The organism is Stutzerimonas stutzeri KOS6, assembly GCF_000307775.2.
In the GTDB taxonomy this organism is placed as follows: Bacteria; Pseudomonadota; Gammaproteobacteria; order Pseudomonadales; family Pseudomonadaceae; genus Stutzerimonas; species Stutzerimonas stutzeri_B.
Genome location: NZ_KK020676.1, coordinates 2,141,007 through 2,163,617 on the forward strand (window position 1 = coordinate 2,141,007; position 22,611 = coordinate 2,163,617).

Annotated in this window: 20 protein-coding genes; 11 read left to right on the forward strand and 9 right to left on the reverse strand. The window is 62.6% G+C overall.

The window, feature by feature from the left end; genetic code table 11:
• Positions 1 to 13 precede the first annotated feature (13 nt).
• The 8 genes from B597_RS0223525 (at position 14) to B597_RS37890 (ending at position 14,245) form a co-directional block, all read left to right on the forward strand.
• The gene (locus tag B597_RS0223525; RefSeq protein WP_051519757.1) at positions 14 to 268 is read left to right on the forward strand and encodes a helix-turn-helix domain-containing protein; all 255 of its coding nucleotides are present in this window, start codon (positions 14 to 16) and stop codon (positions 266 to 268) included.
• On the forward strand, positions 268 to 3,015 hold the full coding sequence (locus B597_RS37860; RefSeq protein WP_024162194.1) for a DUF499 domain-containing protein: 2,748 nt from the start codon (positions 268 to 270) through the stop codon (positions 3,013 to 3,015). Before B597_RS0223525 ends, B597_RS37860 begins: the two co-directional genes overlap by 1 nt.
• Positions 3,015 to 4,034, forward strand: a complete 1,020-nt coding sequence (locus B597_RS37865; protein WP_003291762.1) for a hypothetical protein — start codon at positions 3,015 to 3,017, stop codon at positions 4,032 to 4,034. Before B597_RS37860 ends, B597_RS37865 begins: the two co-directional genes overlap by 1 nt.
• 34 nt (positions 4,035 to 4,068) lie before the next feature.
• Positions 4,069 to 5,097, forward strand: coding sequence for an AAA family ATPase (locus B597_RS37870; protein WP_003291763.1), 1,029 nt, complete (start codon positions 4,069 to 4,071; stop codon positions 5,095 to 5,097).
• Between the two features lie 125 nt (positions 5,098 to 5,222).
• Entirely contained in the window at positions 5,223 to 7,721 is a 2,499-nt protein-coding gene (locus B597_RS37875) for a S8 family peptidase (RefSeq protein WP_226924993.1), read from the forward strand.
• Positions 7,722 to 10,940: a DUF1156 domain-containing protein gene (locus B597_RS37880; RefSeq protein WP_003291766.1), complete on the forward strand. Its 3,219-nt coding sequence runs from the start codon at positions 7,722 to 7,724 to the stop codon at positions 10,938 to 10,940.
• Positions 10,937 to 11,449, forward strand: a complete 513-nt coding sequence (locus B597_RS37885) for a hypothetical protein (RefSeq protein WP_003291767.1) — start codon at positions 10,937 to 10,939, stop codon at positions 11,447 to 11,449. The genes B597_RS37880 and B597_RS37885 overlap by 4 nt, the downstream gene beginning before the upstream one ends.
• Positions 11,450 to 11,458: 9 nt before the next feature.
• A complete protein-coding gene (locus B597_RS37890) occupies positions 11,459 to 14,245 on the forward strand; it encodes a DEAD/DEAH box helicase (protein WP_003291768.1) in 2,787 nt (928 codons plus the stop codon).
• 77 nt (positions 14,246 to 14,322) lie between these two features.
• Here B597_RS37890 and B597_RS37895 read toward each other — a convergent pair whose 3' ends face one another.
• The 5 genes from B597_RS37895 to parA form a co-directional block, all read right to left on the reverse strand.
• The gene (locus B597_RS37895) at positions 14,323 to 16,305 is read right to left on the reverse strand and encodes a relaxase/mobilization nuclease domain-containing protein (RefSeq protein WP_024162195.1); all 1,983 of its coding nucleotides are present in this window, start codon (positions 16,303 to 16,305) and stop codon (positions 14,323 to 14,325) included.
• 460 nt (positions 16,306 to 16,765) lie between these two features.
• The gene (locus tag B597_RS37900; protein WP_003294084.1) at positions 16,766 to 17,365 is read right to left on the reverse strand and encodes a S26 family signal peptidase; all 600 of its coding nucleotides are present in this window, start codon (positions 17,363 to 17,365) and stop codon (positions 16,766 to 16,768) included.
• The gene (locus tag B597_RS37905; RefSeq protein ID WP_003294085.1) at positions 17,362 to 17,895 is read right to left on the reverse strand and encodes a DUF2840 domain-containing protein; all 534 of its coding nucleotides are present in this window, start codon (positions 17,893 to 17,895) and stop codon (positions 17,362 to 17,364) included. The genes B597_RS37900 and B597_RS37905 overlap by 4 nt, the downstream gene beginning before the upstream one ends.
• Positions 17,892 to 18,176: a hypothetical protein gene (locus tag B597_RS37910; protein WP_003294086.1), complete on the reverse strand. Its 285-nt coding sequence runs from the start codon at positions 18,174 to 18,176 to the stop codon at positions 17,892 to 17,894. Before B597_RS37910 ends, B597_RS37905 begins: the two co-directional genes overlap by 4 nt.
• Positions 18,173 to 18,811, reverse strand: coding sequence for a ParA family partition ATPase (parA, locus tag B597_RS37915; protein WP_024162197.1), 639 nt, complete (start codon positions 18,809 to 18,811; stop codon positions 18,173 to 18,175). Before parA ends, B597_RS37910 begins: the two co-directional genes overlap by 4 nt.
• Here parA and B597_RS47835 point away from each other — a divergent pair.
• Positions 18,810 to 18,938: a hypothetical protein gene (locus B597_RS47835; protein WP_256380743.1), complete on the forward strand. Its 129-nt coding sequence runs from the start codon at positions 18,810 to 18,812 to the stop codon at positions 18,936 to 18,938. The genes parA and B597_RS47835 overlap by 2 nt on opposite strands.
• A 162-nt stretch (positions 18,939 to 19,100) precedes the next feature.
• Here B597_RS47835 and B597_RS37920 read toward each other — a convergent pair whose 3' ends face one another.
• The 4 genes from B597_RS37920 to B597_RS37935 all read right to left on the reverse strand — a co-directional run bounded on the left by B597_RS37920 (position 19,101) and on the right by B597_RS37935 (position 21,771).
• The gene (locus B597_RS37920; RefSeq protein WP_003294090.1) at positions 19,101 to 19,958 is read right to left on the reverse strand and encodes a replication initiator protein A; all 858 of its coding nucleotides are present in this window, start codon (positions 19,956 to 19,958) and stop codon (positions 19,101 to 19,103) included.
• Positions 19,959 to 19,984: 26 nt separating this feature from the next.
• Positions 19,985 to 20,266: a helix-turn-helix transcriptional regulator gene (locus B597_RS37925; RefSeq protein WP_003294091.1), complete on the reverse strand. Its 282-nt coding sequence runs from the start codon at positions 20,264 to 20,266 to the stop codon at positions 19,985 to 19,987.
• Positions 20,267 to 20,349: 83 nt separating this feature from the next.
• Entirely contained in the window at positions 20,350 to 21,111 is a 762-nt protein-coding gene (locus B597_RS37930; protein ID WP_003294092.1) for a DUF2285 domain-containing protein, read from the reverse strand.
• 309 nt (positions 21,112 to 21,420) lie between these two features.
• Positions 21,421 to 21,771, reverse strand: a complete 351-nt coding sequence (locus tag B597_RS37935) for a DUF2958 domain-containing protein (protein ID WP_031323550.1) — start codon at positions 21,769 to 21,771, stop codon at positions 21,421 to 21,423.
• A 238-nt stretch (positions 21,772 to 22,009) separates the two neighbouring features.
• Here B597_RS37935 and B597_RS37940 point away from each other — a divergent pair, with 238 nt between their 5' ends.
• Positions 22,010 to 22,300 (forward strand): helix-turn-helix domain-containing protein, encoded by a 291-nt coding sequence (locus B597_RS37940; protein WP_034399567.1) that lies wholly within the window; start codon positions 22,010 to 22,012, stop codon positions 22,298 to 22,300.
• An 8-nt stretch (positions 22,301 to 22,308) separates the two neighbouring features.
• Positions 22,309 to 22,611 (forward strand): TIR domain-containing protein (locus B597_RS37945; RefSeq protein ID WP_003294096.1); only part of this gene is annotated, 303 nt, incomplete at its 3' end.

Below are 22,611 nucleotides of genomic sequence, written 5' to 3' on the forward strand. Positions count from 1 at the left end.
AATGGCCTCCACCATGCCCACAGACAGCAACGAAGGCGAAATCCTCACCATCAGGCAGGTAGCCGACTACCTGAAGGTCACGGAGCGAACGATCTACAGGTTGGCCGGAGTCAAGAAGATCCCAGCCTTCAAAGTTGGCGGGACGTGGCGGTTCTCGCGTGCAGACATTGATAGTTGGATCAAGCAGCAGTCATTGGAAGGACTCGACGCTGCGCGCGAGGGTGACCACACGGCCAATGGCCAAACGAACGATGGAGTGCGTAAGTAATGCTTGGATTGACTCTTCGGGATGAGTTTCGGGGCAAGCGCCTCAAGGGGACAGCCATTGAGCTTTCCAACGACTCGAACACTGGTGCTACCCAGATCGCCGCACAGGCGTTCTTGGAGATCACCTACCCCACCCACGATCTGCTGAAGGGCATCGAAGCCGTTGGCCCCAACCAGGGGCGGCCAGTGGTCGTGATCGGCGAGCGCGGCCTGGGTAAGTCGCACTTGATGGCAGCGCTCTACCACGCTGTCAACGATGCCGCATCGACGGGCGCGTGGCTCAACTCTTGGTCAAGCACGCTGGGTGATCCCGGTATCGGCAAGATCGCGCTGCGCGATGGCATGTTGGTCATTGGCGAGAGCCTGCACCGTCAACGCTACAAATTCCTGTGGGACCTGCTGTTCGAGCGCCATCCGCGCGGCGAATTCATCAAGGGCAAGTGGGAGGGTATGGGCGCGGCCAAGACCGACATCCCCTCGGACAAGCTCATCATCGAACTGCTGGAGCATCGGCCCACGATGCTGCTCCTCGACGAATTCCAGACTTGGTACGACGGCCTGACCAACACCAAGCAGTACCCATGGAAGCACTGGGCGTTCAATTTCATCCAGATCCTGTCGGAGATCGCCAAAGAGCGCCCCGACCTACTGGTGCTGGTGATCTCTGTGCGCAACGGCGGCAGCGACGCCTACCAGCAGGTGCACCGAGTCAACCCGGTGGCCATCGACTTCAAGGCGGGAGGCAATGCCGAGCGTATCCAACAGGATCGACGGCGGATGCTGTTGCATCGTTTGTTCGACAACCGCCTGCAGATTGCAGACGGCACCATCGAATCCCTGGTTGCGCAACACGTCTCCGAATATTTCCGACTGCTGGACGTGCCGCCCGCCGAGCAGGATCGCAAGCGCCGCGAATTCACCGAGTCCTGGCCCTACGCACCGCACTTGCTGCGTCTGCTTGAGGAACAGGTGCTGATCGCCACGGATGCGCAAGAAACGCGCGACATGATTCGCATCCTGGCCAACCTCTACAAGAGCCGGGGCGAAGCGGTGCCGGTGCTCACTGCTGCTGATTTCCGGCTGGATGACGATGCCTCGGGCATTGGAGCGCTGCTGGATTCAGTGTCCAACGAGCACCATCGCACCCTGCGCGAAAAAGCACAACACAACATCATTTCGGTCACCGAAGCGGTGTACGACCATGCCAACCTTGCGCCTCACCTACAAGAAATCATAGGTGCGTTGTGGCTGCGCTCCATCGCCGTCGGCAACCTCGCCGGCGCCGAGCCCGCTACGTTGCAAGTAGACATCACCCGCAACAAGCCGGTCGACAGCAACGCATTCCAGGTTGAGCTGGCGACCATCGTGGAAAACAGCTTCAACATCCATCAGGATGGCCCGCGCTTGGTCTTCCGCGAAGAAGAAAACCCTCGCGCCAAGCTGATGGCTTGCGCGCGCAACGATAAGCTGTTCACCGATGGTTCCGATCAGGCGCAGCTTGCCAAGCAGGTGCGCTATGTTATTGGAGGCAGCGACGAGGTCGCTAAAACCTTCCGCGTGATTGCGCTGCCGAAATCGTGGCAGAACGATCCGTGGGCCTCGCTCGACGAAGCCGAGCAGCCGGAGCGCTGGGATGACCGGCTTCCCATTCTGGTGCTGCCCGAAGAACCGGAAAAAGTTGACCAGACGCTGGGACGCTGGCTCAAGGATCACCTGCAAAAGCGCCGCAACACCATTCGTTTCTTGTTGCCCCGCGCCGGTTCCACCAATGCCTTTCAGGATCGCGACCTGCTCATCCTTGCCCGTGCCGAAATGAAGGCGCAGGAATGGAGTGGGCAGAACCCCGAATACAAGAAACTCCACAAAGAATTTGAAGGCACGCTGCGCGAGAACCTGAAGAAGCGCTTCGATCGGTTTGCCATCCTGCACCGCTACGACCACCAGAACCCGCAACAATCGCTGTTCAGTACGGAACATCTGAAAAAGCAAGGTGCACAAATCCCCGAGGGCATCGAGGAAACGCTGACCAACGACCTCTTTGTTCCCGAAGACTTCGAAGACCTCGTGCTTGAAGCTGCCTCGGAGAACGCCCCCCTCGGCAAGCTGCTGCGTGAATTGCAAGAGCCTCGCCCTGCGGGTCAGGATTGCATCCCCTGGCTGGGTGAAACCGCGATGAAGGAGCGCATCCTGCGCTTGTGCGCGCGCGGCAAGATCGCAATCAACCTGCGTAATCTGGAGCATCTGCAAACGCAGGCGGGCGAAGATGAGGACACCGCTTGGCGGCGCTTGCGGCCCAAGCTCTCCTACACCGGGCGTCAGCTCGATGAAGTGTTCCTGATGGAACCCTCGGCGGTGTCCGCCACCGGCGGCACAACTCCACCCGCTCCGCGGCCACCTGCTGGCGGCAATGGCGGATTGGGCGGCAATATCTTTGGCGGTAGCACAATCCCGGCCCCCGGTGTACAAGAGCCGCAGCCTGGTACTCCATCCACCCCAGCCTCTACGCCGGGCGGAATTTTCGGTGGCACAAACAGCACCACCAAACCGCGAATCCCTCTCTCTAACCCTCCAACCTCGCCGCTCAACCTGATCGGTAAGCTCGAAGGCTGGGGCATTGGCCCAGCCACACCGGTGGCCGAAATCTCCATCAAGGTATCTGCCGCCACCGGCGCGCAGCTCAAAGAACTGCTCAAGAAGCTGCCCGATGGCATGACTTTCGAGCTGAGCCTTGAGAAGGAGGACAACTGATGGCGTTGGATGCTCAAATCTTGCAGCGCCTAACCCAGGACAGCCCGAAAGAGGCGTGGCGCATCATTACCGAACGGGCGCTAGAGATTGCCTCCAAACCGCTGGCCGAAGGCAATGCCCCCGGCGAAGTGGTCAAGCGTGACCGCGAAATTGGCGAGCTCGATTTATTCCTTGCCTCTAGCGGCTGGGATCTGTGGCAGACCTTTGGTCAACCCGAAGTCAGTGGTGTGGAACGTACCTCAGACCGGCTTGCGTGCTGGTGGAACGAGCCTGGTTATGGCCATAGCGCCGCTCGCGCCGTACTGATTCTTGACGCCCTCTCGCTGCGTGAACTGCCCTGGCTGCTGCAAGGAGCCAAAGAGCGTGGATTCACCCTGCACACAGTGGCCGCTACTGCATCCGAGCTGCCTAGTGAGACCAACCCGTTTGCCCGCGCATTAGGGCTGGCCAGCCGCAGCCAACTGCAAGCCAACGGCGGCGGCTTGGCGCATAAGCTGCAACCGGCACAGACCGAAACCATCGATCTGCCGTGGAAGGACTGCGCGGGCTTGGTGGGCAACGCCTCGGGCGCGAAGAACTGGGTGTTCTGGCACCACTGGCCAGATGCCAAGCTGCACGATTACGGCGCAGGCCAGGGGCTGGAGCTCCTAACCAAAGATGCCGCGCAGCAACTTACCAGTGACGACTTTTGGGGCTTTGTTGAGCGCCTCGCCGCTGGGCGGCGCTTGGTCATCACATCGGATCACGGCTACGCTGCCACTGGCTATTTCCCTGATGCCGATGGCGAGGTTGCCGCTCACCTTAAACAAACTTTTTCAAGCGGACGCAGCAAGGCGGGGAATGGCGATGTAGGCCCCTTCGTTCCTCCGGTCGCATTGCAAATCGACAGCCCGCATGGTGCGCATCTGTTGGCCTTGGGCCGCAGGAAATGGCGCAGTCAAGGTGGCTATCCGACGTTGACGCATGGTGGCCTCTCGCTGCTGGAGGTGCTTTCGCCTTGGATTGAGATAAGCAAATGAGCAGGTTTGGGCACATATTTCGGAGCATAGGCTAATGGCGCAAGCTGATTTATTAGTTGATCTGGTCAAAACCGCGACCAGCGGGGATCAGCTTGCCTTTCGCAAAGCGGCTGAAGGGCTGATCCAGGAGGAGAAGCAGAAAGGGCACCGGCTGCTTGCAGAGCGGCTTGCCAAGGCATTGCAGCCCAGTGCCATTCAGGCCGCACGCCCGCCGGCTGGCAAGGCCGTGGGCAACAGTCCGCACAAAGACCTGTTCTACGAGATCACGCCTGAGCGCAACCTGCAAAGCTTGGTATTGCCAGAAAAGATCAGGGCACAGATACAAGAATTGGTGGAGGAACAGCATCGGGCAGAGTTGCTGCACGCCCACAATCTGCGCGCCAGAAACAGCGTCCTGCTCGCTGGCCCGCCAGGCAACGGAAAAACCACCTTGGCGGAAGCGCTGGCATTCGAGCTGATGTACCCGCTCATCGTCATTCGCTACGAAACCTTGGTTGGCAGCTATCTAGGTGAAACCTCCAGCCGGTTGAAGAGCGTAATGGAATACGCCAGAACGCAGCGTTGCGTTCTGTTCTTCGACGAATTTGAAACGCTTGGCAAGGAGCGTGGCGATACCCATGAAACGGGAGAAATAAAGCGCGTCGTCAGCACCTTGCTGATGCAACTGGATGAAATGCCTGACTATGTGGTGGTCGTTGCAGCCAGCAACCATCCAGAGCTTTTGGATAAGGCGGTCTGGCGGCGCTTTCAGTTGCGCATTGAATTGGCAACCCCGACCCGTGAGCAACTGACGCAATACATCGCCTCCATTGGCGAGCGATGCAGTGTGAAATTCGGCTATGAACCTGAAACATTGGCAAAGCATCTGCTGGGGCTGAATTTTGCAGAGACCGAAGAATTTTGCTTGGGCGTCGTTCGTCGTGCCGTGCTCGACATGAAAACGGATAACGCCCAACAAATTACCAAGCTGAAGCTGGAGCAATGGAAAGGCCGCCTGAAGCCAGCCGCAAAAAAGCACCCGAAAGCCGCTGGCGATGTGACTGAAGAGGGGACGAACCGCTGATGGCAACCTCTCTTCCGCTTCTGATGTTTCCGCAAGCAAGAACCATCCCCCCGCCCAAAGGACGGCCTATCGTAATCGGCCAACCCCATGTTCCCGGACATGGAAAGCAGGTGGAGCGCTTGGATGTGCAACTGACCACGTTGCAACAAGACTTCGAGCGCTACAAAGCCAGCGTCAGCGGCTCCGTGGCTGGCCTTGAGCCTGAAACGGTCTTGGTGATTGTGATTGCAGGTAGCGTCAATGAGTTTCGGCAGGCTGTCGAAGCCATTGGCCTAGAGTGGATGGGCGAATGGGATATTGATGACATTCCGCCCGATGAGGATTTTTTCGAGCGCAACACCAAAGGGGAGCGCACGAACAAGGCCATCAAAGGACGCATGTTCCTCTCGCTCGGCAACGAAGCAGGAATGCGGGAGCTTCTCTCGCTGTGGGAGAAGTGGCGGGACAACAAAACGCTGCCAAGCGGAAAAACAAAATGGCGCGATGTCTTCAACCAGACCGTGCAAATCCGCCGCTGGGGAATTGAAGAGGCGCTGCGCGAGACAGGCATGCTGGATCGCTGGCAGGATTTGCTGAACCCCATCAATCCTGCTGAAGCGATCCGCTTTCAGATCGAGCTGTTTTACCGCAGATCAGAAGACAGGCGCAGGCAGAGCGAACGCAACGTCGCCACTCTTCTGCAAGCTGCGGGCGGTAAAACTTTGGGCGGCTTCATCGACATGCCGGAAATTGCCTTTCACGCGGTGAAGGCTGAACTGCCCGCGGAGCGCATCCAGCAACTTTTGAACGACCTGGAATCCGAGAGCCACGACACTGACATCCAGCTCTTCAAATTTCATGGCGTCATGTATTTCCGCCCCACTGGGCAAAGCCTTGCAGTCACGGAAGATGGTGAGGGTGTCGATACGGAAATAGCCGAAGGGGTCGTTGACCTTCCTCCCATCGCGGCCATTCTCGACGGTGTGCCCAATGTGCAGCATCAAGCACTGAAGGGCCGCTTGCTGTTGGACGACCCGGACAATCTTTCCGCGCAGTACCAACCGGGCGACAGAAAGCACGGCACGGCAATGGCGTCTTTGGTGGTGCATGGAGAAATGGCTGACGGCCAAGCCGATCCGTTGCCGCGTCTGGTGTATGTGCTGCCCATCATGCAGCCAGACCCTCACTCCATGAACCGGAGCGAGCATGTCCCCGACGAAGTATTTTTCGAGGATCGCATCGCGCGAGCGGTTCGGCGGATGTTTGAAGGCGAAGGCGCGGCGCCTGCACAGGCTCCCACCATTTGCGTCATCAACCTCTCTATCGGCGACCCTTCACGCCCGTTCATTCACACACCCAGCCCTTGGGCAAGACTGCTGGATTGGCTGTCGTGGAAATACCGCGTGCTTTTCTGCGTCAGCGCCGGGAACTATCCCGAAGCCATCGACATTGCACTGTCTGGAACGGACTACTTGGCCTTGACCGACCCGAAGAAGGTCGAGCATGTGCTCAAGTGCATCCAGGCCCAGTTATCCGGACGGCGCATCCTGTCCCCGGCAGAAGCCATCAATGCCATCACTGTCGGCGCGACCCACGCTGACAATGGCGGAAACTACTATCAAGGGCAGCGTACAGACTTGCTGCCCGGCGCGCCGTTGTTCAGCCCTGCCGCACGGCTTGGGCATGGCTTCCGTCGCTCAGTCAAGCCGGAAATCCTGTTCCCCGGTGGTCGGCAGTTGTATCGCACGCCAGTGCTGGACAGCCAAACCGTCTATCAACCCGATGGTGGGCTTGCAGCGCCGGGGCAACAAGTCGCCTGGGACAGCAATCAGGCTGGCGCTTTGTCGAAAACCGTCCATACACGCGGCACCAGCAACGCCACCGCCCTTGCCACGCGCAGTGCGGCACGCATTTATGAAATGCTGGATGCGCTGCGCGGGGATCACGAAGACAGCATTCCGCAGGGGCTGATTTCCGTACTCATCAAGGCGCTACTGGTTCATGGTGCCAAGCAGGATGATGACGCTTGCGAGGCCATCGCTGCCGCGTTGAAAACGCGAGATAACTCGCGCCAATTCAAAGAGGTGATGTCGCGCTATCTTGGCTATGGCGCAGTGCAGATCGAACGTGTGTTGGCGTGTACCGAGCAGCGCGGCACGGTGCTGGGCTGCGGCGAAATCCGTGAGAACGAAATCCACGAATATCGCCTGCCGCTACCGCCCGGCCTGTCCAGCAGCCAGGAATGGCGTCGGATGGTGGTGACCTTGGCATGGTTCAGCGCAGTCAATCCTAACCACCGGAATTTCCGCGAGGCCAAGCTGGAAATGTCCCCAGCCAATAACTGGGGCACTTTGCCGCTGAAGCTTGCGCGTCAAGACGGGGATCACAATCAGGTGCTGCGCGGAACGGTGCAGCATGAGGTGCTCGAAGGCACAGACCAAATCGCGGCATTTCAGGACGGCGACAGCATCTTGCTGCACATCGCGTGCAAGAAGGATGCAACGGCACGTCTGGACGATGCCATTCCCTATGGCCTGGCTGTCACCCTGGAGGTGGCCGAAGGCATCCAGATTCCAATTTACGAACAACTGCGCACCCGGCTTCAGCCTCAAGTCGCTGTCAGTGCAGTTGGGGGTACACCTTAAATGGCCACCAAAAAAGAACTACTTCAACAAGCCGTCGCCAAAGCCGTCGGTGCGGGAAAGCCTGTCGCGCTGGAAACCGTCGATTTCAACGACCCCAACCGCCCCAAGACCTGCCTGGAGGTGGACTTCCCGATCCTGCCCGTCAATCAGGTGGCGATCATCGAAGGCAACGCGGGCAAGCCGATCTACCAGATGTCCAAGTGGTGGGCGCGGCGACGCTCCAGCGTATTCCGCTCAATGTTGATCGCGGCAGCCACCAAGGCCCCCGAAGATAAATCGCACGCGGCCAAGCTGGTGTGGGACAACTACTACGCCAATCACCAGAAGAAAGGCGCGTTCAAGCACCTGAAGGTGGCCGACATCTTCATGGGCGGCGGCACCACGCTGGTGGAAGGCTCGCGCCTGGGCATGCAGATGGTCGGCAACGACCTCAACCCGGTCGCGTGGTTCGTGGTCAAGCAGGAACTGGCCAACGTCGATCTGGAGGAAGTGAAGAAGCTGCTCGCCGAGATTGAGGCCGAGGTCAAGCCGCAGATCATGCCGTACTACTACTGCGACGGCCCGGAGGGTGAGAAAGGCACGTGGACACACTTGCCGTCCAACAAGGCGATGCCTTCCGATTTCGACCCGCTGACCATCCCGCGCGACGAGCGTAAGGACTACCGTTACGAAGGCCCGGAGGCGATCTATACCTTCTGGGCCAAGCACGGCCCTTGTCAGGTGACGGGTTGCGGCCACCGCACGCCGATCATGACCAGCCCGGTGATGGCCGTGAAGACCATCAGCGTGAAGCACTGGGAGCACACGTGCAGCAAATGCGGCGGCGAATTCCACGTTGAGGAGGAAGCCGCACGGATGGCGCCCGATTCGCCGCTGTATGTGGCGCCGGATGAATACCCGTTCTCCGTGCTCGATCGCAGGAAAGGCGTGATCTGCCCGCATTGCGACCATGCGGCAATGGTCAACCTGGGCAAGCCGAAAAAGCCGAACAAAAAGGTCGAGCTGAGCCTGCTGGTGCATCCGCAATGGCTGGCGGGCGAAGCCAAGCAGGACGCGAATGGCCAGCCCTACGGCGGCTCGGCGCAGGACGACGTGGCCGCGACAACGCGGTGGGACGGTGCGCGCGCATCCAAGATTCGCCTGCTAGAGGTGCGTGGTGCGCTGCCAGATGAGGTGACCTGCCCGGAAACGAAGATCACCTTTGCGCCGGAAAACGGCACGGTGCCGAAAAAATCCCACTACGCCTGCGCAGCTTGTGGCACGGTGCAGGATGTGTTGACGACCATCAAGGCGACGGGCAAGACCGGGCCGATGGCGGCGTATGCGGTGCAGGGCTATGCGCCCAAGCGCGATGCGGCAGGCAAACCCTATAGCGGCCGCTTCTTCGCAGCCTACGGCACGCCGCACGCGCGGCAATACGACACGGCGTTCGCTGAATGGGAAGCGCGCAAGGATGACGACCTCAAGGACTACTGGCCACGCTCTGAGCTTCCCTACGGCTTCATGACCCACCACCTACAAGGTGGCGTTCCGAACCACGGTTTCACGCACTGGTGGACGATGTTCAATCCCCGCCAGTTGCTGGTGCAAGCGCAATTGCTCAAGGCAGTAGTAGAGCTTGGCACCTACGGCTGGCAGGTGCGGGAGTATGTTCTTGGCGCCTTTCAGCAGTATTTGCGCAACGAGAACATGTTCTGCTTCTGGGACATCAGTAGAGACTGCCTTGCTCCCCATCTGAGCAATAACAACTATCACCCTAAGAACAATGTCGTCGAGAACTGTGTGTTCCCTTCGTTAGGCCGCGGTAACTGGGCTTCTTGCATCGAGGGGATCATTGAAGGCCGCGAATGGGCAACTCAGCCGTGGGACTCGCTGAGTATGGAGGGGCTGAAGCGCCGCGATCCCGTGTTGGCTGACCAACTGAGCGGCAAAAGCGAAAAGGTGTTTCCAGGCGATCCAGTGCTGGATGTGGCCGTGCATCAGGGCTCATCCACTGATCTGGCGCAGCTTGAAAGCGGCAGCCTCGATCTGGTCATCACCGATCCACCCTTTGGGGGCTTGCTGCACTACTCAGAACTATCCGACTTCTTCTACGTCTGGCTGCGCCTGGCGCTCAAGGGCAAGTACCCAGCGATCTTTGGCACGGAATACACGCCCAAGTCACTGGAGGCAGTGGCCAACCGCGCTCGCGAGCCGGAAGATCCAGATGGTTTCTACCAGCGCCTGCTCACGCAGTGCTGGCGCGAGGCACATCGCCTCTTGAAGCCCAGCGGCATCCTGGCTTTCACCTTCCACCACAGCGAGGACGAGCCGTGGGTGGCGGTACTGGAGTCGTTGTTCGACGCGGGCTACTACCTCGAAGCGACCTACCCGATCCGCTCTGATGAAACCAAGGGTGAAGGCGAATTCGGCTCCAAGACCATCGAGTACGACATCATCCACGTCTGCCGCAAGCGCACGGAAGAACCCAAGCCAGTGAGCTGGGGCCGGATGCGCCGCGAAGTGATGGCCGATGTGCGCCAACTACAAGCGATGCTGGAAAACCACGCCAAAGAGGGTCTGCCCGCCGCCGACATCCAGGTCATCCGGCGCGGCAAGGCGCTGGAATATTTCTCGCGCCACTACGGCAAGGTCTATGTGGACGAAGGCCGCACCATCTCCGTCCGCGACGCGCTGGTCGGTATCAACCAGCTCATCGACGAAGACGCCGACAAGGGAAAGGAACCGCCGCCGGTCAACGCCGAACCGATGTCACGCCAGTTTCTGCGCACCTTCGGGGCTGCGACTGAAATGAAGCGCGACCAGTTGCAAAAGTTTCTGCGCGGCACCATCACCACGCCGGATGACTTTGTACAGCGTGGCTGGTGCAGCGAAGAGAAGAAGGTATTTACACGCACCAATCCGCTCGATTTCGCCCGCGATTGGTCGGGTAAGCACAGGCGCAAGCTCACCTCTGATCTCGATCAGGCGATGGTGCTGATCGGTGCGTGCGTGGATGGCAGCGGCATCAATGCCTCGGACACGCTGACGAACGACAACTTCAAGCCGCACATCGCGCTCAAGCCGCTGCTGGAATGGCTGCAAAAGAACGGCTCGGATCAGACCACCCGCAACGCGGCGTCGCGCGCGGTGGCGATCTTCTCCACCTGGCAAGCCAGCCAGGCGCCCAAGCCGCAGCAGGTTTCGCTGTTCGATGACGATGGGGAGTACACGCAATGAGGCAGGTGCTCGATACGGTATGGCAACGGCGCGGCACCAGCTGGCTGTGGGATGAGGAGGCACGCAACACAGTGTGCGCGGCGGGCGAGGTTTGGAGCCTGCGGCAGTTTTTGCAGGCGGCTGCCCCCGGTGCGCAGGGCTGGCCGGATGACCTGCCCAGCAACGGCGGGCAGACGTTGCTGGTGGCTGGGCTGGAAGGCAGTCTGGACCTGCTGGCACCCGATCAAGGCGAAATCTGGCTGGGCGACACGATCAAACGCGCCATCCTGTCATTTCAGGATGAATACGCAGGCGAAGCCGCCTTGATTTTCTGGCTGCCGCAGGGCCAAGGCCGTTTGCGCGTGCAGGCTTCCACCGACGCAGTGAACTGGCTGTGTGAAGCGCCGCATCGGGGTCAACAGCTGGACTTTGGCCGCCTTCTGTGGGGTGAGGCCAACGAGTACCCGCAGGAAATTTTGCTGCGCGAGGGCGCGAAAGCGGCTGGCCTGTTCCACCTTCGGATTACTTGAGGCCAGCGCGTGCAAGCAGATGATTTTGAGGATTTATTCCAGCCCGGCGAGCGCATCACCCACACTGAATTCGGCTCAGGCGTGGTGCTCGAACCAGCGCACGATGGCTATCTGCGCGCGTTCTTCGGCGTGGGCGAGCGCCGCGTGCCGGTCAGTTCGGTGCGGCGCGAGCGCACCCGTACCGAGCGCATTCTGCAATCGGTGGCAGGCGGTTCAGACCGGGCACGAAAGGCATGGCTGTCTTACGAGGCGCACGCACTGCCGGTGATGGAAAGCGCCTCGGCGCTGACCTCGGCGCGCATTGATCTGCTGCCGCATCAGGTGGTGCTGACGCACCGCATAGCCACTGCGTCACCACGACGCTATCTGATCGCCGACGAGGTGGGTTTGGGCAAAACTATCGAAGCCGCGCTGATTCTGCGTGAACTGGCCAGCCGGGGCGAGTTGACGCGGGCGCTAATGGTGGTGCCCGCAGGCTTGGTGAACAACTGGCACCGCGAGCTGAACGAGGTGTTCAATCTCGACTTCGAGGTGTTTGGCTCCGAGGGCGACATCACCGACCGCAAGACCAATGCCTTCGCCAAACACGACCGGCTGATCGCCAGCATCGACACATTGAAGCGCCCGGCGCGCATCAAGCGTCTGCTGGACGCGCCTCGGTGGGATCTGGTGGTGTTCGACGAGGCGCATCACCTGACCGCCCACCGCACGGGCGGCAAGGTGCGCAAGACGGAAAACTACAAACTGGCCGAGGCATTGAAGGATCACGCGCGTGATCTCTTGCTCCTGTCTGCCACGCCGCACCAAGGCAATCACTTCCAGTTCTGGATGCTGGCGCAGCTCTTGAACCCCACGCTCTTTGGCAGTCCCGAGGACATGCTGGAAAACCGCCATCGCCTGAACACGGTGATGTTCCGCCGCACCAAGGCCGATGCCTGCCAACCCGATGGCTCACCGCTGTTTGCACGGCGCTGGGTGCATACCGAATCCTTCCTGATGAATCAGGAGGAGCGGCTGTTTTACGAGAAGCTGCGCGAATACCTTGAAGATGGGTTCGATCTGGCCCGCCGCCAGGGCAATCAAGGGCGCGCACTGGGCTTCTTGATGGCGATCTTCCAGAAGATCGCGGCATCGAGCTTTGCCGCCGTGCGCCGCACGCTCAAGCGCCGCTTGTTGATGCTGACGCTGCACGAGGCGCTGCTGCGTGACAAGGAACTGGACATCGAAGGCCGCGAGCGGCTGACGGAAGAAGCCCGCGAGCTGATCCACGCAGAATTTGGGCTGGCGAAGGACAGCATCGGTCGCAGCGAGGTAGACCGTGTGCTGGCTGATCTCAAATACCGGCTGGTGAAAAAGCTGGATGAAGAGGCGCTGGAAATGGCCTCCGACCCTTATGGCAACGAGTATTCGGCTACGCACGCCGAGGAGGCGGCTTCCGCGGTGGTCGATTTGCATCTGCCCGAGGAGCGCCTGCGCATTGGCGACTTGCTGCGCATCTTCCCGCAGCAGCGCGAGACCAAGGCGCAAAAGCTGCTCGATGGCTTGGGGCATCTGTGGCGGCAGAACGCCAACGAAAAGATCGTGATCTTCGCCACCTACCTCGGCACGGTCGATTTGATTGCCCGCGAGGTTGAACAGGCTTATCCCGGCCAGGGCGTGGTGGTGCTGCGTGGCGGCGACCACGGCGCCAAGCTGGCAGCAGAGCGGAAGTTCCGCCTGAAAGATGGGCCGCGTGTGCTGGTGTGCACAGCGGCTGGCCGCGAAGGCTTGAATCTGCAATTCGCGCGCATCCTGTTCAATTTCGACCTGCCGTGGAACCCGATGGACATGGAGCAGCGCATCGGGCGCATCCATCGCTACGGCCAGCGCGACACGGCACAGGTTTACAACTTGGTGCTGTCGGACACCATCGAGGGTCGCATCTTCCTGCTGCTGGATGAGAAGTTGACTGAAATTGCACGCACGGTCGGCAAGGTCGATGATCAGGGCAACGTGGCCGAAGACATGAGGGCGCAGATTCTGGGGCAGCTTTCCGAGCGGTTGAACTATGACCGCCTGTACCAGGAGGCGCTATCCGATCCCGAACTGAAACGCACCCAGGTGGAGCTGGAAGCGGCGCTGTCCAATTCCCGTGAGGCACGGCAGGTGGTGTTCGACCTGTTTCAAGACCTCGACGGTTTCAGTCTCGATGATTACCAGCCTTTCTCGGATGTGTCATCCAGCCTGGATCGGCTAGTGCGTTTCCTGTCAGCGGCGGTGGCAGATCGCCAGCAGAAGCTGCTGAAAGTGGACGAGGAAACCTACGACCTTGTAACAGTGGATGGCACGCGCCGTACACGTTTCACGCTAAACCGTAATACCGCCACCAGCAGGGACGATCTGGAACTGATGGGATTGGATCACCCCTTGGCACAGGAAGAGCTGGGCCGCTGGCGCAGCGTGATACCCGAAGACATCGGCATTGCGGTGGCCGGGGATGTTGACGAGCCGGTGCTGCTGTCCTTGTGGATGGTGGAGGCATCTGCGGGCAACGGTGAGCGCCGTGTGGTGGTGCAGCCCATCGCAGTCAAGCAGGACGGGACGCGGGTACCGGCGATTGAGCGGCAGTGCGAACGGTATCTGCAAGCGCCGACGATCTCGCCGAGCTTTACACCGGAGCAGCGGCTGGCGCTGTTTGCCCACACCGTGGAGCCGACCCTGCAACGCGAACTGAAGCACAAGGGCGCGGCAAATGGAGATGGCAGCTATTCGGCCGAATTGATTGGATATGTTGAGATACTGGAGACGTCCGCCTGAAGCAGAAGGATCACGCTGAATCGTGGATGAGTAGATGCTCTCCATTTCATCCAGGTATTGCGTGTCCGTAGAAGTCTTTAGATAGCGGGGTTGCGCTGTCTTCCAATCTCCCATGACACGCCACTGCCGCGTACCGTCGCGGCAAGCTGCTGTCCTAATCGCTGTTCCATCACAGGCCGCCAGGGCACGAGGCTGAACCCCATGCCGTCATCGAGCATCGCGTAGCGGCCACTGGCGAGCATGACGGAGCGCCGGTAGATACCGGCCACGCGCCGCCCGTCCTCCACGGGCCGATGCTCCAAGCCGGTGTCGGCGGCAATGTCCTTGGCGGCCTGCGCCAGCTCCCGATTGCGCAGGGTGCCCAGCAGGTTGCGCGCCAGGATCACGCGCTGCCCGCGCCGCTCGGCCAGCCCCTGTTCGGCCAGAAAGTCTGCGCGTTGCTGCATCGCCTGCTTGGCCTCGCCGCCAAAGCCCAGATCGCCCAGCCCCTTGCCACCGCCGATCAATTGCTGGTCGAGCCAGGTGGCCCCGATCACGCGAGCCTGCCGCTCGATGGGCAGGTGCGATTTCAGCTCTACGGCTACGCCGCCCAGGCGCTGCGCGTCGTACTGGCGGCCACGCTCGGTCAAGTCGTCCGGCACTTTCCATAGCCCCTGGGCCATGCGCTCCACGATGCCGGCGCGGCGCAGGGCTTCCAGCCGTCGAACGTGGGCGGCTACCACCTCTTGCGGATCGCGGCCCGGTACGGCCTGTCCCCGCACGATGGCAAGGTGATGGTCGGTGCGGTACAGGCCATCGCTCGCCAGCGCGGCGATGTTCTTGTCGGCCGCACGCACGTCGGCTGAACCCTTCACCTCCACCACGGCGCCGGTCGGATAGTTCGCCAACTCGTCGCGGGCGTTGAGCGCGACGTAGTGGGCCTTGCCGTCCACCCCGTCGATGACCAGATAGCCTCGGTCGCGCAGCTCGTCGGCCAGCCCCTTGGCAGCCACGCGGCCGATGATGGTTCGGCCATCGTCGCCCGGCTCGAACACCGCCAGCTCGCGCGGCTCGCCGCGCATGGCCCGCTGCATCGTGCGGATGATGTCGCCACGCTCGCCCAGGGTGCGCAGCGTTTTTTCGGCATCAGCATGGACGGCCCAGGTGCCGGACTGCATCTCGTCGGCCAGGCCCAGGCGCTGCAAGCGTTGTAGGCGGCCGATCAGCAGCAGGCGCTGGCGTTGCAGCCGAGGTTCGTTGAACCGTTCGATCTGCACCCGACCATCCTCGCCGGCCTCGCGTTGCAGGGTACGGTCGAGGCTCGTCCACCGCTCCTGCTCCACCTCGCGTTGCAAGGTCTGCTGGATCTCCAGTTCGGTGCGCGGCCCCAGCCATTCGGTCGCCAGCTCGGCGGCCCGATGGCGGAAGCCATCGGCGATGTAGTCGCCCGCGATGATGAGGTCTATGCCGGTGTCATCGCGCCCGCGCACGACGATGTGCGTGTGCGGGTTGTCGGTGTTCCAGTGATCGACGGCCACCCAATCGAGGCCCGTGCCCAGGTCGGCTTCCATGCGGCCCATCAGGTGCCGCGTGTAGGTGCGCAGGTCTTCCAGTTCCGCGCCGTCCTCGGGCGAGAGGATGAAACGGAAATGGTGCCGGTCGTCGGCGCAGCGTTCCTTGAAGGCGTCGAGGTCGGCGGCATCGGTCTGCGGCCCGTAGGCTTGGCCCGGCTCGCCATCGCGGCCCACACCGTCGCGCTCGATGTAGCGCAGGTGCTTTGCAAGCGACTGCGGGCTGGCCTGGCGCTGGTTGACCAACAGCGTCTTGATGGTCACACGCCGAGACATGGGCGTCAGCTTCGCCCCGGCGAAGCGCGCCGCCGTGTGGCCGCGCCCCAGGCGCGAGCCGGGCCGCTGGCCGGTGCCCCTCCCGGTGCCGCTGGCAGTGCCAGGACGGCGCACAGCGGACTTGCCGCTGCTGGCCTTGCCTGCCTGCTTGAGCACCTTGGAGACGAAGCCCTGGCCCCGATTCTTCGGGGCGCTGGGGCGGATGCGGAAATCGTCGTCGCGGCGGTCGGTCATGGCTGCGTTCCCTGCAAGCTCCGGCGTGTCCGGTCGTGCGAAGCACGCAGACATGCCCGCATCGGCGCCGGCTTCGCGCCACAAGCGGCACGGCGGCGAAGCCGCTGCGTGCCGCGCAACCCCCATGTGCAGACTGGCTTTTGACGCGGCCCGGTGCCGCGTCCTTTTGTCTTGCCTTCCGCCTTTGCCCCTCGCTGGCGCTCCGGGCAGCGGCGGCCCGGCGGCGCTGCTGCGCGAGCAGCCAGCGCGCCGGCGAACGCGGACACGGCCGCAGGCCGGGCGCGTTCGAGGCAAGACGCCTGCACGTTGGACGGCTGCGCCGAAGGCAACGCGAAGTGCGGTGCCCAATGCGTAGGATTGGCACCCGCACTGCACGCGCGACGACACGGCGACGAACAGCAGAACGACACGCCCGATGGCACGATGAGATGCACGGCGACGTGCAGCGAATCGACGGCCTTCATGGGCGGGATTCCAGCCAGACCGGATGCGCGACGCCGATCACGGCGGATGCGCTGACCGGCCCGAAATACCGGCTGTCGAACGACGCCGGATTGGTCACACTGAGCAGGAACAGTTCGCCCGACTCAAGGTGACGGCATTGCTGCCAAGATGGCAGCGGCCGGCCCCAGCGGTCAGCAGGCAGCACGGCGGCCGAAGGCACGCCATCGATGCGGACGATGCGACCAGTGATGCACACCTCCTGCGGCGCAATGGCGCCCACGCGCTTGAGCAGGGGCACGCGCGCCGGCAGGTAGCCGCGCTGCGCGGCCAGCGCAGCGGCATCTGGCGGCAGCGTGGTCAGGACGATGCTGTCCACAGACAAAGGACGTGGCAGCGAGCCGGTGCCGTGGCCCAGCGGATCGACGCGATACCAGCCGACCGCCACGCTGTCGGACGGGTTGTAGATCAGGCGCGGCAGCGGATGCACGAAGGACGCCCAGGCCAGCGCAGCGAGGCCGCAAGCGGACAGGCCCGCCAGCACGATGCGAGCGCGCAGGCGCGAGTGAGGACGCGGCGGAATGCCCGCTGCACCGGCAACGGCGGATGGAAGCGTCATGGCAGCGCCCCCCCGGTCAGCCAGGCGGCGTGCCGCTCGGCGGTGTATTCGGGCAGCGGCAGGCGCGCAGCGAGCCGGTTGGCGAGCGTGCGCCAGTACGCGGGCGAGGCACCGACAGGTGCGATGCCCAGCGCCTCGATGGCGTCGATGCGCTCCAGCACGGCGCGCACCTGATTCTCGCCCTCGGCGTGCAGCAGCAGGCGTGCGCCCGGCTGCACGCCGGGAATGCGCTGCGCCGCATCGAGCGGCGTGCAAGCCTGCATCACCATGAGCTGCCAGCGGATCGTGCCGTAGTCGTTGGCCTGCCAGCGGATGCGGCACAACATCGCGCCCGGCAGGAACACGGCGCAGCGCCGCCAGCGGTCGAGCTGGTGCGTGCGCGCAGGTTCGCCGAAGCGCAGGTAGAGCTTGAAGCGCGGTTCGATGTAGGCCAGTGCCACGCGCGTCAACGGCGCGCTGGCAGGCTGACCGGAAGGTGCTGCGAGCGCAGCCGTAGCCGCGCCAACGGCAGGCGAAGCGGATGCGGTCATGGGGTGTTCTCCCTGCGATGCTCTGGAAACTCACGCTCCAGCAGGCCGCGCAGCAGATCGGCCACAGTCACGCCCTGCGTGAAGGCCGACACCTTGATGCGCGCGCGCAGCGCGGGCGTGATGTCGAGGGTCAGGCGGGCGGTGTAGAGGTCGCCCTTATTGAGCGCATCGGCATCGCCTTGGCGAATCCACGCCTCGGCGTGAGGATTCGCGGGTGGACGCGCGCCGATGCCGACGCGCTTTGCCATGCGCTTGCTGTTCGGTGGCGGATTCGCGGTCATGTCGGCCACCGCAGCAGTTCGTCCACCAGGGCGGTGATTTCACGCGCGGCGGCGCTGTCCGGCGCCGTCTCGCGTGCCAGTCGGCCAGCGGCCACGCTGTCGGCGAACACGATGCGTTGATGCACTTCCGAGCGCAGCGCAGGAAGCGGTTGGTCGGCCAGCGCCTGGCGCGCTTCGCGCCCGATGACGGTGGTACTGATGCGCCGATTGATGACGAAGGCCGCGCGCAGCGCAGGCCGAAACACCTGCGCTTCGCGGATCAGCGCCACCATCTCGGCGCTGGCCCACAGGTCGTAGGGGCTGGGTTGCACGGGGATCAGCACGCGCTCGGCCGCCAGCAGCGCGGAGCGCGCCAGTGCCGCGATGCGTGGCGGGCCGTCGATGACGACGTGGTCGGCCCGCCTGGCGAGTTCTGGTGCTTCCTGATGCAGCGTTTCGCGTGCCAGGCCCACGGCGCTGAACAACCTTGGCAAACCCTGCTGGCTTCTGCGCTGTGTCCAGTCCAGCGATGAACCCTGCGGGTCGGCGTCCAGCAGGACGACGTGCTGGCCGCGCATCGCCAGCTCGCCGGCGATGTGCGTGGCGAGCGTGGTCTTGCCCACGCCGCCTTTCTGGTTGAGCAGAGCGACGATCATGGCGCGGCCCTCCCTCTTGGAAAGCCTTGCCTTGATTGGCCTGCAAAACCTGTCGGCTGCCGGCTGGTATTGCCTGCCGTTTGTGGCCGCGTGGTGGTTGTCCACCGCAGCGGCGTTTCCCTACTAAAAGTTAGAGAATTTAAGTTAGGGAAGTTAGAGGGGCGCGAAACCCAATGCTGGCGCGGGTTTGCGGCCGATCGGCACGCCTGATAGCACGATAGTCCCACGCCTGATAGCACGATACCCCGCACGCCTGATAGCACGACACCATTCACAAGTTTTCCCGGAGTTATCCCCGTGCCGTCTGCGGCACGGGCCGGAACGTCAGCAACTCCATGCCGTTGTCGGGCATCCGCTCGATGCCCAGGACATAGCCGGGCAGCGACTGCCGCGCGACCAGCGCGCGCAGGTCGCAGGCGAAGTCGTAAGGCTTGGCGGTGCTGCCGGATTTCTGGTGCAGGTAGCGAAAGTCGAACTGCCAGCCGTATGCCTGCTTGCCGCCGTGCTTGCGCACCAGGCGGTACAGCCAACGCTCGATGCCGCCGGTGAGCCGGAAGTACGCCGGGTCGATGGTCAGCACCAGCGCAGCATCCAACACCCCCGCGTAAAACCAGTCCGGCAGGATCAGCTCGATGCCCAGCGGCGTGCCGCTGGCATCGGCCAGTTCCTTCCATTCGTTGATCCACGAGAAACGGTGCAGGCGCCGCCCGGTCGTCTCGCGGATGGACGTGGCCACCGTGGTCGATTGCAGGCGATCCAGCGCGGCCTTGAGGCGCTGGTAGTCGCGCAGCGACTTGCCGCGCCCGATGAAGCGCAGAATCTCGTAGGGCGTGGCGTGCATCAGCCGCGACGGCCGCAGGCCCGCGTCCTTCGCTTCCACGATCTGCGAGGCCGCCCATATCAGCACGTCCGCATCCCAAATCGTGGCGATGCCGTGCTCCTGCGTGCCTTCCACGCGGATCGTGACGTTGCCCGCGCGGAAGTCGATGGGCTTGACCCGCTTGGACTTGCCGAGCGAGAAGAACGGATAGGCCATCAAATCCTGGCTGTCGCGCGGCGCCATGTCGCCGGGCAAGGCGCGGAACAGGTCGAGCTGTTCGCGCTCCTGCAACGGCCGCTGCCGAGACGGCAGCGCGGTGCTGGACATGGCGATGGCCTGCCGCGCGCCGCCGATCAGCGCGCACGGCTGTCGGCCAAGTGGTGCTCGGCGTATTCGGGATCGGAGGTCGTCTCGAAGCTGCGGTCGGCAGCCCAGGCATCGAGGTCGGCCACGGCGTACATGACACGGCGGCCGAACTTGCGAAAGCGCGGGCCACCGCCAATCACGCGCTGCTTTTCCAGCGTGCGCGGCGATAGGCGTAGGTACTCGGCGGCTTCGTCGTTGGTGAGATAGCGTTGAGGTTGCGCGGCAGCGGTCGAGACAGTGGCGGCAGGCCGCAAAGGAGCGGGACGCATGGTGTGAACCTCCATCGTTTGAAAACGCCCGGCCACACAGCGCGACCGGATGGAGGCAGTCTCAAGAAGCGAGAGGTTTCCGATCAGGGCCGTTTTGCGTCCGCATCAAAACGACCCTTCTCAAGCGGCGGAAGCTGTGCTAATCGGCGATAGCCGCCGCGCATCAGCGCATCGCCGCGCCGCACCAGGCGGCGCACCTTGGAGCGCAGGCCGCCATCGCTGTACCAATCGGCCACGGCCTCGGCACCGAACAGCCCTTCGCCGACATCGCGCAAGGATGCGCCCGCCAGGGTCGCGTCGAGCGCCTGCAAGGTGTGCAGCTCCAGCAGCGCGGCAGGTGTTGGCCTGGGCTTGGCGTCGGCCAAGGCTGGGCCGTGCGTATGGCGACGCGCATTCGCGGCAGCGCCGCCGCGATGGGCATAGGCCACGGCCATGCCGTCTTCCAGGGCGGACGCCAACGCGAAGCGCAGGCAATGGCCTGGGCTGCGCGCGATCAGCGCCAGCCCCTTGCCGTCGTGGAGAAGTTGCTTGTGGCCGGGGATGCACCAGAACGCGAAGGTGGCGGCATCCTGCGGCGGGTCGGCATCGGGATAGAGCTGCACCACGGCCGCATGACCAGGCAGCCAAGCGGGATGCGCGTCACGCGCATCCAAGGCCGGGTCTTCCAGCAGGCGCAAGCCCCAGCGATGCGCTGCTTCAGGCCGGCGATGACGGCGCAGCCAGTCAAGCCGGTAGTCGGGATGCCTGCGCAGGTACTCCCAGGCGAGCGCGAGCGTATCCAGCCAAAGGACGTACAGGTAAGCGGCAGTCGGATACCAATGCGCGACGTGATGGGGATCGACCATGGCGCAACCTCCCTGCGAACAGGACAGGCCGCCACGGCAGGGCTACGCGCTACATCGCCATCATCAGAACGTCATGGAGAAAAAAGATAGTTGGGACTGTCAAGACCGATTGGCTCCGATGCGTTGCGGTAGTTGTCTCAATGCTGCGGCGGCAACGCCCCGAGGTGGGGCGCCGTACAGACCAGCCTGCCGTAGCCCGCGTCGGGCATCATGTCTATTTGGATCAGACTGGTGCGGCTGCGCCGCAAGAATGCTGATTGAGACCTGCCCGGTATGACACCAGACTGAAAAAGTCACAGTGGGCTGTGCTCAGTCCGGGATAGCCCCGTCTTGCTCGGCCAAGCAGGTGTATTCCGACAGTGTGCGCGTGGGCTGGAAATAGAGATCGCGCATCACGGGCTGCTTGCGTGGCCCGACGATGCCGGCCAGCTCGGACAGCTTGACGGTGCCTTGCGCCGGCATCCCGATCCCCAGGTCGATGAGGCCCCAGGCGGTATCGCCATCGACGGGGTCGAGCGCGGCCAGCAGCCAGGTCACGTGCGCGTCCGGCGTGAACAGGCGCACCACGGGCACCGGGTCGATGGCCCGGCCAGCGGCACGGGCCGCGCCGTTGGCGAGCAGTTGCGCGCGCTCCGGGGCGGTGGTGAGTGACTGGGGCATGGTCGGCAATCCCACAAATCCAATGATGCACAAATGCTGTTCCACGTCGAAGCGCAGAACCGCGAAAACGGATGTACGCCTTCTTGCGCAAGCACGGATGCGGTTCTGTGGCTTTGCTGGAACCCGTCGATACGGATTTCCGTAAAGGCACGAAAGCGGAGAACAACAATGAACACTATAGATTGTAGCCCTATAGAGCGCAATGAGTTGTCATCTTGGTTTTTCAGGGGAACCATAGGTGGCGGCTCGGTACTCATTGGCGAAGGCTTTGAAGACAGTCAGGAAAGCGCGTGGCTTGAGCCAAGAAGCGTTTTCGGACGTGTCGAGCCGCACCTATATGAGTACCCTGGAGCGCGACCTTAAAAGCCCGACCTTGAACAAACTGGCCGAGCTGTGCGAGGTGATGGAGATCCACCCGCTCACGCTGCTGACGCTGGCTTACGCAGGCGACAGCACGCGCAAGGCCGACGAGTTGCTGGCGCAGGTTCGCCAGGAACTTGAGGCGGTATTGAATTCAGACGGAGATTGAGAAGCGCCATGGCATATCGAAATGGAAACTACACCGCCTTCTACGTTGCGGAGCCATTCCATCCCAGCTCGCTGGGTGCCAATGCGACAAAAGATTTTCAATACTACAACACCCTGCGGATGTGGAAAGGCGCTGATGCGACGTTCCCCTTTGTCGATTCGCACGACAAAACTTACAGCGTCCGCGACGGCAGCGATTGGGAATACACCCTGAAGCCGAGACTCAGGGAGCGCCTTCGGAATTCGAAGAACATCATCCTCATCTTGAGTTCGATCACGACGAATTCCCGTGCCCTTCGAGAAGAAATCGAC

Coding starts and splice junctions, on each gene's coding strand:
- B597_RS0223525 (WP_051519757.1), top strand. CDS start 14: ATGCCCACAGACAGCAACGAAGGCGAAATCCTCACCATCAGGCAGGTA.
- B597_RS37860 (WP_024162194.1), top strand. CDS start 268: ATGCTTGGATTGACTCTTCGGGATGAGTTTCGGGGCAAGCGCCTCAAG.
- B597_RS37865 (WP_003291762.1), top strand. CDS start 3,015: ATGGCGTTGGATGCTCAAATCTTGCAGCGCCTAACCCAGGACAGCCCG.
- B597_RS37870 (WP_003291763.1), top strand. CDS start 4,069: ATGGCGCAAGCTGATTTATTAGTTGATCTGGTCAAAACCGCGACCAGC.
- B597_RS37880 (WP_003291766.1), top strand. CDS start 7,722: ATGGCCACCAAAAAAGAACTACTTCAACAAGCCGTCGCCAAAGCCGTC.
- B597_RS37885 (WP_003291767.1), top strand. CDS start 10,937: ATGAGGCAGGTGCTCGATACGGTATGGCAACGGCGCGGCACCAGCTGG.
- B597_RS37895 (WP_024162195.1), bottom strand. CDS start 16,305: ATGACCGACCGCCGCGACGACGATTTCCGCATCCGCCCCAGCGCCCCG.
- B597_RS37900 (WP_003294084.1), bottom strand. CDS start 17,365: ATGACGCTTCCATCCGCCGTTGCCGGTGCAGCGGGCATTCCGCCGCGT.
- B597_RS37905 (WP_003294085.1), bottom strand. CDS start 17,895: ATGACCGCATCCGCTTCGCCTGCCGTTGGCGCGGCTACGGCTGCGCTC.
- B597_RS37910 (WP_003294086.1), bottom strand. CDS start 18,176: ATGACCGCGAATCCGCCACCGAACAGCAAGCGCATGGCAAAGCGCGTC.
- B597_RS47835 (WP_256380743.1), top strand. CDS start 18,810: ATGGCGCGGCCCTCCCTCTTGGAAAGCCTTGCCTTGATTGGCCTGCAA.
- parA (WP_024162197.1), bottom strand. CDS start 18,811: ATGATCGTCGCTCTGCTCAACCAGAAAGGCGGCGTGGGCAAGACCACG.
- B597_RS37920 (WP_003294090.1), bottom strand. CDS start 19,958: ATGTCCAGCACCGCGCTGCCGTCTCGGCAGCGGCCGTTGCAGGAGCGC.
- B597_RS37925 (WP_003294091.1), bottom strand. CDS start 20,266: ATGCGTCCCGCTCCTTTGCGGCCTGCCGCCACTGTCTCGACCGCTGCC.
- B597_RS37930 (WP_003294092.1), bottom strand. CDS start 21,111: ATGGTCGATCCCCATCACGTCGCGCATTGGTATCCGACTGCCGCTTAC.
- B597_RS37935 (WP_031323550.1), bottom strand. CDS start 21,771: ATGCCCCAGTCACTCACCACCGCCCCGGAGCGCGCGCAACTGCTCGCC.